This is a genomic window from Acidaminococcus sp. CAG:542 (genome assembly GCF_000437815.1).
Lineage (GTDB): Bacteria > Bacillota > Negativicutes > Acidaminococcales > Acidaminococcaceae > Acidaminococcus.
In genome coordinates, this window is record NZ_FR902078.1 from 27,641 (window position 1) to 37,040 (window position 9,400).

A 9,400-nucleotide genomic window follows, 5' to 3' on the forward strand; every position below is an offset into this window, starting at 1 on the left:
GGCTTCCGCCTTTTTGGTCTGCTGTTCCTGGGTCAGGGCCGGCTTGTTTTCCGTTTTGGCAGCCGTCTTGTTGCTGGCCAGGCCGCAGCCGGCGGTGAGGAAGCTGGCGCTTAAGGAAAGAGCCACCAGGGTGCTCAGGGTTTTCTTGGTAATGGTATGTTTCATGGTTTTACTCCTTTTCAGCGGACATTGCTGACCATTTCCTGCTGCTGTGCCACATACAGCTGGATTTCCCGGGTCCGGGGACAGTCCTCCAGAACTTCCCGTACGGTCCGGTAGGCAACATCCGGCGTATTGTTCTTTTCACTGAGATGGGCCAGGATCACTTCCGAAGGAGGGTCTTCCAAGGAAGTGAGGAACTGGCCTGCCGTCCGGTTGGACAGATGGCCTTCCCGGCCCAGGATCCGGTTCTGGAGGGCCACCGGGTAAGGCCCGTTCCGGAGCATGGACTCATCATGGTTGGCTTCCAGGACCATGACGGAAGCCCCTTCCGCCGCCTGTTCCACTGCTTTCGTGATGATTCCGCAGTCCGTCAGGTAGGTGCATTTCTCATCTCCGTTGAAGATGGCATATCCTACCGGATCCACTGCATCGTGAGGGATCCGGAACGGTTCGATCCGCAGGTTCCCCATGGTGCAGCTCCGGGGAATCACCCGTACCTGAGGCCGGGGCAGCTGGCGCCGGACAGGCAGCTGGGCCCAGGTCCGCTCGTTGGCAAACACCGGAACGGAGCTGTAGTGCCGGGCGAATACATCCAGTCCGGCCACATGGTCCCTGTGTTCATGGGTCAGGAACACCCCGCTGAGATCTTCCGGTTCCAGTCCACAGCGCTTCAGGCCCTGGACGATCCGCCGGCAGGAAATCCCCGCATCGATCAGGATGGCCGTCTGACCGGCACGGATCAGGGTAGAATTCCCCTTGCTGCCGCTGGCCAGCACGTCCACTTCAAAATTGGTTAAGGTCATGGGATAACACCGTTCCATACAAAAATGTCGGGGCAGCTGTTCCCACCCCGCTATTATACTTATTATTATAGCAAAAACCGGGAAAGAAATGTAAAAAAACACCGAACTCTCCGAGTCCGGCATTTTTTCTTCAGGTTCAGTTTTTCTGGCTCTGACAGTCTGCGCACAGCCCGTAGAAGTAGAACTGATGGCCCTGTACCGTAAAGCCTGTTTCCTTGGCCACCTTATCTTCGATGGCTTTGGCGTCCAGATGGGGCACATCACAGACTTTGCCGCATTTCATGCAGCGGATGTGGGGATGTTCCATCACATTGGCATCGTAGCGGAAGCTGTCTTCCCCGGTGTTCAGCACCTGGATGATATGCAGCTTGCTGAAGATCTCCACGGATTTGTACACCGTGGCAAAACTCATGGTGGGGTATTTTTCCTTCACCTTGTTGTAGATCATTTCCGCTGTAGGATGTTCCGTTGTATGGGCTAGCATGTCATAAACAGCCAGTCTCTGAGGGGTCACCTTGCATCCGTTGTCCCGGAGCAGTTTGGCCAGTTCAGCAGCAGTAAGCGTAATCAACACCTCCATTCCTTCATTTTGCGTCTTGCACTTTTGGATAATGATTACTACAATTAGTATAACTTTTTGTGTCTTTTTCGTCAACTGTTTTTTGTTGATTTACACCATGTAAAATAAGGGTTTAAAGGTTTCCAATAGTTATTATTACTTTTCTTTATACTTTTTATTTTATTCTTTGTCTCGGCAGAAAAGGTAAAATTCATTCCGAGTCAATAGAACTTTTTCCTTCAAGGGTTCCCAGCATACCCTATTTCCATGAATGGGCCATGAATATCAGTCCTGGATGGTTACCGGCATCCCCACATAGGCCACTTTTTCCAGTTCCCGGAGGTTGCCGTTGTCCAGCCGGACGCAGCCTTCGGAAGCGTCGGTGCCGATGGAAGCTGGATCATGGGTACCGTGGATCCCGATACCGTCCCAGTTCCCCTGGCTCAGGTCTTCCGTATCCAGGCTCAGGAACCAGGGTCCGTAAGCTCCCTGGATCTCTCCGTTCCCGTCTCCGAAATCATGGGTCCAGCCGGAAGCGTCGTCGATTTCATCAACCCGGAAGGTCCCTACAGGGGTCATGTTGTCTCCCCGGCGTTCCTTCTGGCCCAGGCCTCCTTTGCCGATGGCACAGCCCCAGGTCCGGACTACCGTATCCCCGTCCTTCAGGTACAGTTTGTGGTCGCTTTTGTCCACCAGCACCGTGTACTTTTTCCCGGGCACCAGAGGCTGCTCCGCCGCCGGCTGGGGTTCCGCCGCTTTGGGTTCCTCCTGTTTCTTCTGGAGGCTTTCCACCGGTGTCTCCTTCTTTTCCGGCAGGGCCGGCTGTTCTTTTTTCACCGTTTCCGTCTTTTTGACCGGCACCGTAGGTCCGGGAGCTCCCACGCCCTTGTACCCCAGGGCAAAGCAGCCGGTGAGCAGCACCCCCAGGAACACCAGGGCGGATACCCCCAGCATTACGGTCTTTCCCCTATGGTTCCGGGACCCTTCCGTCCTCTTTTTCCTTCCGTCCATAAAACATCCCTCTTTCTTTATGCAAGCCTTATGATACCATCCCCCCTTTCTCCCTGCAATCCCTCCCTTTTAAAATTTTTTAAAATTCTCTTGACAAGTGTATCGAAAAAGTTTACTATACAGTCAACGTGAAAAACACAATGGCAATGACCAAAACAAGTACACTTCAAAAAGTGGCACAGAGAGCGCGAATCACCGGCTGAAAGTTTGCGCCGAAGCTTCAGAAGATGGAATGCCTTTGGGAGCTGAAGACCTGAACGTAAGTAGGGCCTTCCGGGCAGCCGCCGTTACCGGTATGAGAGGCAGCCGAAGTCTGGCTGCAATCAGAGTGGAACCGCGAGAGATCGCCTCTGGGAAGAGGCGGTCTTTTTTTGTATCCAAAGGGGAGGAGAAAGCTATGTTTGCATCCATGCGCAACGACATCCGAGTCATCAAACAACGGGATCCGGCGGTGAAGAACACCCTGGAAGTCGTGCTCTGTTACTCGGGACTCCACGCCATCTGGGCCTATCGGCTTTCCCATTTCTTCTATAAAAGATCCTGGTTCGTCACCGCCCGTTTCATTTCCACCCTGGCCCGGCTGGCCACCGGCATCGAGATCCATCCCGGGGCCCAGATCGGGGAAGGGCTGTTCATTGACCATGGATCCGGCATCGTCATCGGGGAAACCACCATTATTGGAGACAATGTTTCCCTGTACCAGGGGGTGACCCTGGGAGGCACCGGCAAGGAAAAGGGCAAACGGCATCCCACCATCGGAGATTATGTGGTGGTGGCCTGCGGAGCCAAGGTGCTGGGTTCCTTCACCGTGGGAGAAGGCGCCAAGATCGGTGCCGGCAGCGTGGTGCTGAAGGAAGTCCCTCCCTATGCCACGGTGGTGGGCATCCCCGGCCATGTGGTGGCCCGGAAGGGGGTCCGGGTGGCTCCCGCCCATTCTGAGCGGGACGTGGACCTGAACCACAACCGGCTGCCGGATCCCATTGAGGACCAGATCGCCGCCCTGGAAAAACAGGTGGCCCTGCTGAAGCGGCAGGTCAGTGATCTGAAGGCCCAGCAGGAAGGTCCGGTCCTGAAGCAGGTTGTGAACTTCCGCTGATTGTGTTGTCAACTTCCGAAAAAAAGTGCTCTGGCACTTTTTTTCGGAAGAGATATCCTAGTATTTCCCTTGGAAAAAGGAGGTTTTCCCCTTGCAGCAAAACTGGTGGAACAAGCCCCTGGGACCCCGATGTTGACGTTCCCGGGAACGCAGTCCAAATGCATTGAATGTTGAAAATTCCATTTCTGTCAGTGATAAAGGAGAGATGATTATGTCTAAAATCTATACAAGCGTACTGGATCTGATCGGCCATACCCCTCTGCTGGAACCGGTGAAGTTCGGAGCGGACAAGAACCTCCAGGCCCGGCTGCTGGTGAAGCTGGAAAGCTTCAACCCGGCTGGCTCCGCCAAGGACCGGATTGCCAAGGCCATGATTGAAGATGCGGAAAAACGGGGAGTGCTGAAAAAAGGCGGCGTCATCATTGAACCCACCAGCGGCAACACGGGCATCGGCCTGGCGGCTGTAGCTGCCATGAAAGGCTACCGGGCCATTATGGTAATGCCGGAAACCATGTCCATTGAACGGCGGAACATGATTGCCGCCTATGGTGCCGAAGTGGTGCTGACCGAAGCCAAGAAGGGCATTGCAGGCTCTGTGGAAAAAGCCAAGGAACTGGCCGCCTCCATTCCCGGCAGCTTCATCCCGGAACAGTTCGACAACCCGGCCAACCCTGCTGCCCACAAAGCCACTACGGGCCCGGAAATCTATGAAGACACCGACGGTGCCGTGGATATTTTCGTAGCCGGTGTGGGTACCGGCGGTACCCTGACCGGTGTTGGGGAATATTTGAAGGAAAAGAAACCGTCCGTAAAAGTGGTAGCTGTGGAACCGGCGGATTCTCCCCTGCTGAGCCAGGGCAAACCCGGTCCCCACAAGATCCAGGGCATCGGCACCAACTTCCTGCCCAAGACCCTGAACACCAAGATCTACGACGAAATCCTCACGGCTTCCACGGACCAGGCCTACGAAACCGCCCGGGACTTCATCCATCATGAAGGGTTCCTGATCGGGATTTCCGGCGGGGCTGCCCTGTACGCCGCAGTGGAAGTGGCCAAACGGCCGGAAAACAAAGGCAAGACCCTGGTGGTGCTGCTGCCGGACAACGGAGACCGGTATCTGACCACTCCCGGGTTCCTGAAGAAGGAAGACTGAGACTGAAAAAGGAGTGCTGCACGCAATGTGCAGCACTCCTTTTTTCACGGATTCTCTTTCAGATAATCCGTCCAGCTTTGGGTGATTTTTCCCTGTTGGAGTTCTTTTACATATGTATAGAACTGCTTCAGCCGGTAGATTTTCTGGTCGTCGATGGTCTGGCGCCACCCTTCCTTATGGGTCATGTGGAGCACATCCTGTCCCCCCAGGGCATGCTGCCGGGCGCAGATGGTTTCCAGACTGTCCTGCTGCCCGTTGAGCCAGATATCCCGCATGATCATGTAGGCGGTGGTCCGACCTTTCCCGGCCTGGCAGTGGAAATGGAGCCAGACATCCGCCGGCAGGTTTTTCTGCCACTGGAGGAATGCGTCCACTTCCGCCGGTTCCGGCCAGGTATGGTCCGTACTGGCAAACCGGGCATAGCCCAAGCCGAACAGAGCCGCTGCCTGCTGTTCCGTCAGGGCCGCCTGTACTTTTTCCGTTCCCTTGTAATGGGGCTTTTTCTTTTTGTCCAGATGGTAGTAGGGTGTTTCCCGGTTTTCTTCCTTTTCCAGCCGCCGGACTTCCTCCTTCCGGATGGCGGCATCGGATTTTCCCACATTGGCCCAGTTGTTGTCCCCGTACCAGCTTACCGCCGTGCCGTTCAGGTATCCATGGTCCTCCTGGCGCAGGTCCACCAGGATCACCTGTTTTGGCTGGATGCCCTGTTTCTGCAGTTCCTGGGTCAGCGCCGCCAGATTCAGGATGGAAGGCTGGCCGCTGCCGCTCATCCGGTTGGCATCATCCACCCGCCAGGACCGGGGCAGCCGGAGTTTGTTGGCCGCATCCAGACGCCACACATAGCCCTTGGAAGGTTTGACGATTTTATCAAGGGACGGGGCCGCCGCCAGGGCCACCCCCAGAGAAATCTGGCTGAACACCAGCACCCCCGTCACGATTTTCCAAATCTTCATCTTACTCCTCTCCTCTCTTTCCTCTGCACTCTGCACTCTGCACTAATCTCTTATCCACCCGAACTTCCGGCAGGCATTGAGGATGCCTCCCTTGTCGTTGTCGTCGGTGATGTAGTCCGCCCGGTCCTTGATCACCGGCCGGGCGTTCCCCATGGCCACCCCGAAAAAAGGCTTCCGGAACATGGTGATGTCATTGAGTCCGTCTCCGAACACCACCGCATCTTTGGGATCCGCTCCCATAAGGCCCATGAGCTTTTCGATGCCGGCCCCCTTGTCCACCGGTTCCACCAGCCAGGTGTTGTCGATGAAGGGCAGATGGGGCAGCTGCCGCCGGTCCGCCGGTTCCGTGCCCGGCTGTTCCCGGACATACATGATTTTGTACACCTGTTCCAGGCCGTCGATGTCCACCGGCTGGACTTTGGTGTTCATGTAGTTTCCCGGATCCTCCCGGGGATAATCCGGATAGGGAGTGTACCGGTCCAGGGTGTTGTCCAGCACCACGGACCAGGGCTGGTTCCGTTCCGTCAGTTCCCGGAGCAGGGCCTTGGCCGATGCCAGGGGCAGCCCTTCCATCTCCAGGATCTTCCCGTCCACCGTAAGGCTGTTGCCCCCGTCGGCCACCATGGAACGGATGCCGTGTTTGGCCGCAAAAGCCGCCGCATCGCACTGGAGCCGTCCTGTGGCCAGGGCCACAAAATGCCCCTGCCGCTGGAGTTCATCCACACAGTACTGGGTGTCTTCCGGCACCTGCCCGGTGATTCCCAGCCCCAGGGTCCGATCGATATCAAAGAAAAAATATTTTTTAGCCATGGATTCCTTCCTTTGTCAGTGATAGCTTTGTAATGATTTCCTATTATAACACAGTCTCACGCCAAAGGAGACCATCTCCAAGGCAGATGGTTTTAAACATAAAAACCGCAGGCCGGGAAGGGCTTGCCTGCGGCGAGCCCCTACAACGTCTGTGGCAAAACTCAGATAAAATATTTTTGATTCCTTTTCTGGAAAACGATACTGCGTTGCATGTTCATTGCTGGATACCAGTATACCGTAAGGGGATTTCTCTGACAAGATTGCCGTGTCATTCTTTACGAGGATCCTTCCGCCAGACGGATTCTTTCCTGGGATTTCTGACTCCCGACTCCAGCCTTTTCCATTGTTTTTTCCCCCCAGGAAATGTACAATAGATTCTGCCGGCCGGACTGATCAGTCGGGCGGTACTTTTTTTCTATAAGAAAGGATTTTTGCCATGCTTCGCAGAATCATGAAATGGCTGACGGGCTTTCCGGAGGGAAAGCAGCCGAAGGCAGCCTCTCCTTCAAAGGAAAGACCCCGTTTCTCCCCCCAGCGTCTCCTGTCCATCATCCTGATTGCCGTACTGGCTGCCGGTCTTTTTTTCTGGCGCAGCCTGTCCACCCAGCGGGCAGAGGAAAAAGCGGCCCAGGAGCGGAACCGGATCATGGACCAGCAGAAAACCGGTCCCAAGACGGCAGGGCCGAAAAAATCTCTTCCCCAGGCCGGACAGAAACAGACCCCGGCCATGAACAAACAAACCGCCGCTCCTCTGCCCCAGCCTGCCCAGCCTCAGGGCCCCGTGCCCACCGGTCCCAAGGTCAAGGCCCAGACTCCGCCCATGATCCAGCCGAAGGCGAGATAAGCGGCGCCCACAGGGCCGCCGCTGTCAGCTGTCAACGGTCAATGGATGCCAGCTTCGCTGGCTCTGAGTAAAACAATAAGGTTGCAACTTCTTCCAGACTATAATACAATATAAATCACTGAATTGTCACATTTTGAAATGAGGTGTTTTTTTGTCTGAGAAAGGTGTATCTACAGAATCCTTCAGCTCCCGGCTGGGATTCATCCTGGTGAGCGCCGGCTGTGCCATCGGCATCGGGAATGTGTGGAAGTTCCCCTACCTGTGCGGCCAGTTCGGAGGCGCCGCCTTTATCCTGATCTATCTGGTGTTCCTGCTCATTATGGGGATCCCGGTGATGGTCTGCGAATTCGCCATCGGCCGGGGCAGCCGCTGCAGCGCCGCCAAAAGCTTCGAAGTGCTGGAACCTCCTGGTACCTGCTGGCACCGGTTCAAGTCCATCAGCATCGTGGGCTGCTACATGCTGATGATGTACTACACCACGGTTACCGGCTGGATGCTGTACTACTGCTGGCTCCACATTACCGGCACCTTTGTGGGAGCCTCGCCCCAGTTCATCACCGCCACCTTCGGAACCATGCTCAAAGATCCGTCCAACCTGCTGTTCTGGATGGTGCTCACCTGCGCCATGGGCTTCGGTGTCTGCTACCTGGGGATCCAGAACGGGGTGGAACGGATCACCAAATGGATGATGAGCGCCCTGCTGCTGCTGATGATCGTCCTGGCCGGCCACTCCCTGTTCCTGGAAGGAGCGGAAAAAGGGATCCAGTTCTACCTGGTACCCAATTTTGACACCCTGGCCCAGCTGGGCTGGGGGAATGTGATCTACGCCGCCATGAGCCAGGCCTTCTTTACCCTGTCCATCGGCATCGGAGCCATGCTGATATTCGGAGCCTACCTGCCCCACGGCCGGAGTCTGTTCGGCGAGGCCTCCACCATTACAGCGCTGGATACCTTTGTGGCTCTCATGGCCGGATTCATCATCATCCCCGCCTGCTTCGCCTTCGGGATCCAGCCGGACGCCGGTCCTTCCCTGATTTTCCTGACCATTCCCAATCTGTTCGTCCAGATGCCGGGCGGCCGGTTCTGGGGCATGCTGTTCTTTGTGTTCCTGTCCTTTGCAGCCCTGTCCACGGTGATTGCCGTATTTGAGAACATCATCGCCTTTGGCATGAACCTGTACGGCTGGAGCCGGAAAAAAAGCGTGGCCATCAACGGACTGGCCATTGTGCTCCTGAGTGTGCCCTGTGTCCTGGGCTTCAATCTGTGGAGCGGATTCCAGCCCCTGGGCCCCGGGTCTTCCATCCTGGACCTGGAAGATTTCATCGTCTCCAACAACCTGCTGCCTCTGGGCAGCCTGGCCTTTGTACTGTTCTGCACCAAAAAGAACGGCTGGGGCTGGACCCATTTCCTGGCGGAAGCCAATGACGGAGAAGGCCGGAACCTGCCGTCATCCCTCCGGAATTACCTTCTGTATGTGCTGCCCCTTTTGATCATCACCATCTATCTGAAAGGGTATTACGACATGTTCAGCAAACAGGGCCCGGAAGTCCTGGCCAAGTGGCTGGTCCTGGCAGCACTGTTTTTGGGATTCATATTCTACACAGCGTCAAGAAAGAAAGCATGAAAAATGGGCTGTTGCACAGGCAGCAGCCCTTATTTTTTTTTGCATTCCCCAGAGATTTATTGTAAAATTGTAACATATTAATCATTCGTAGCATAGAAGTGAGGTAGTCTTATGTCAGAACAGCAAAGCACCCGTGATTCCTTCCAATCCCGTCTGGGCTTCATCCTGGTCAGCGCCGGCTGCGCCATCGGCATCGGCAATGTGTGGAAATTCCCCTATCTGTGCGGCCAGTACGGAGGGGCCGCCTTCATCCTTCTGTACCTGATTTTCCTGCTGATCCTGGGGATCCCAGTGCTCCTGTGTGAGTTCGCCCTGGGCCGGAGCAGCCGCCAGAGCGTGGCCCGCTGCTTTGACAGACTGGCTCCCGCCGGCAGCCGCTGGGCCC

Annotated in this window: 9 protein-coding genes, 1 pseudogene and 1 other annotated feature; of the genes and pseudogenes, 5 read left to right on the top strand and 5 right to left on the bottom strand. The window is 55.8% G+C overall.

The features are described from left to right. Positions 1-179 precede the first annotated feature (179 nt). The 3 genes from QVO43_RS06055 to QVO43_RS06065 form a co-directional block, all read right to left on the bottom strand. Positions 180-965, bottom strand: coding sequence for an MBL fold metallo-hydrolase (locus QVO43_RS06055; protein WP_154487833.1), 786 nt, complete (start codon positions 963-965; stop codon positions 180-182). Between the two features lie 136 nt (positions 966-1,101). Then, complete coding sequence (locus QVO43_RS06060) at positions 1,102-1,545, bottom strand: Fur family transcriptional regulator (RefSeq protein WP_154487834.1); 444 nt, start codon at positions 1,543-1,545, stop codon at positions 1,102-1,104. A 264-nt stretch (positions 1,546-1,809) separates the two neighbouring features. Then, positions 1,810-2,535, bottom strand: coding sequence for a L,D-transpeptidase (locus QVO43_RS06065; RefSeq protein WP_022487654.1), 726 nt, complete (start codon positions 2,533-2,535; stop codon positions 1,810-1,812). Positions 2,536-2,672: 137 nt separating this feature from the next. Then, positions 2,673-2,890 (top strand) — a binding site (T-box leader). 42 nt (positions 2,891-2,932) lie between these two features. On the opposite strand from QVO43_RS06065, the gene cysE reads away from it, so the two are divergent. Together cysE and cysK are read left to right on the top strand one after the other, a co-directional pair. Next, on the top strand, positions 2,933-3,631 hold the full coding sequence (gene cysE, locus QVO43_RS06070; RefSeq protein ID WP_022487655.1) for a serine O-acetyltransferase: 699 nt from the start codon (positions 2,933-2,935) through the stop codon (positions 3,629-3,631). 211 nt (positions 3,632-3,842) lie between these two features. After that, complete coding sequence (gene cysK, locus QVO43_RS06075; protein WP_022487656.1) at positions 3,843-4,784, top strand: cysteine synthase A; 942 nt, start codon at positions 3,843-3,845, stop codon at positions 4,782-4,784. A 44-nt stretch (positions 4,785-4,828) separates the two neighbouring features. Here the strand turns inward: cysK and QVO43_RS06080 are convergent, their stop codons facing one another. Both QVO43_RS06080 and QVO43_RS06085 read right to left on the bottom strand, forming a co-directional pair. Further along, on the bottom strand, positions 4,829-5,737 hold the full coding sequence (locus QVO43_RS06080) for a protein-tyrosine-phosphatase (RefSeq protein ID WP_022487657.1): 909 nt from the start codon (positions 5,735-5,737) through the stop codon (positions 4,829-4,831). A gap of 42 nt (positions 5,738-5,779) precedes the next feature. After that, positions 5,780-6,547 carry an HAD family hydrolase gene (locus QVO43_RS06085; protein ID WP_022487658.1) on the bottom strand — a complete coding sequence of 256 codons (768 nt, stop codon included), beginning with the start codon at positions 6,545-6,547 and terminating at the stop codon, positions 5,780-5,782. A gap of 436 nt (positions 6,548-6,983) precedes the next feature. On the opposite strand from QVO43_RS06085, the gene QVO43_RS06090 reads away from it, so the two are divergent. The 3 genes and pseudogenes from QVO43_RS06090 to QVO43_RS06100 all read left to right on the top strand — a co-directional run. Next, a complete protein-coding gene (locus QVO43_RS06090) occupies positions 6,984-7,391 on the top strand; it encodes a hypothetical protein (RefSeq protein ID WP_022487659.1) in 408 nt (135 codons plus the stop codon). A gap of 151 nt (positions 7,392-7,542) precedes the next feature. Beyond that, positions 7,543-9,015, top strand: a complete 1,473-nt coding sequence (locus tag QVO43_RS06095; protein WP_022487660.1) for a sodium-dependent transporter — start codon at positions 7,543-7,545, stop codon at positions 9,013-9,015. A gap of 111 nt (positions 9,016-9,126) precedes the next feature. Further along, positions 9,127-9,400, top strand: a pseudogene (locus tag QVO43_RS06100) (sodium-dependent transporter); the annotation flags it as partial.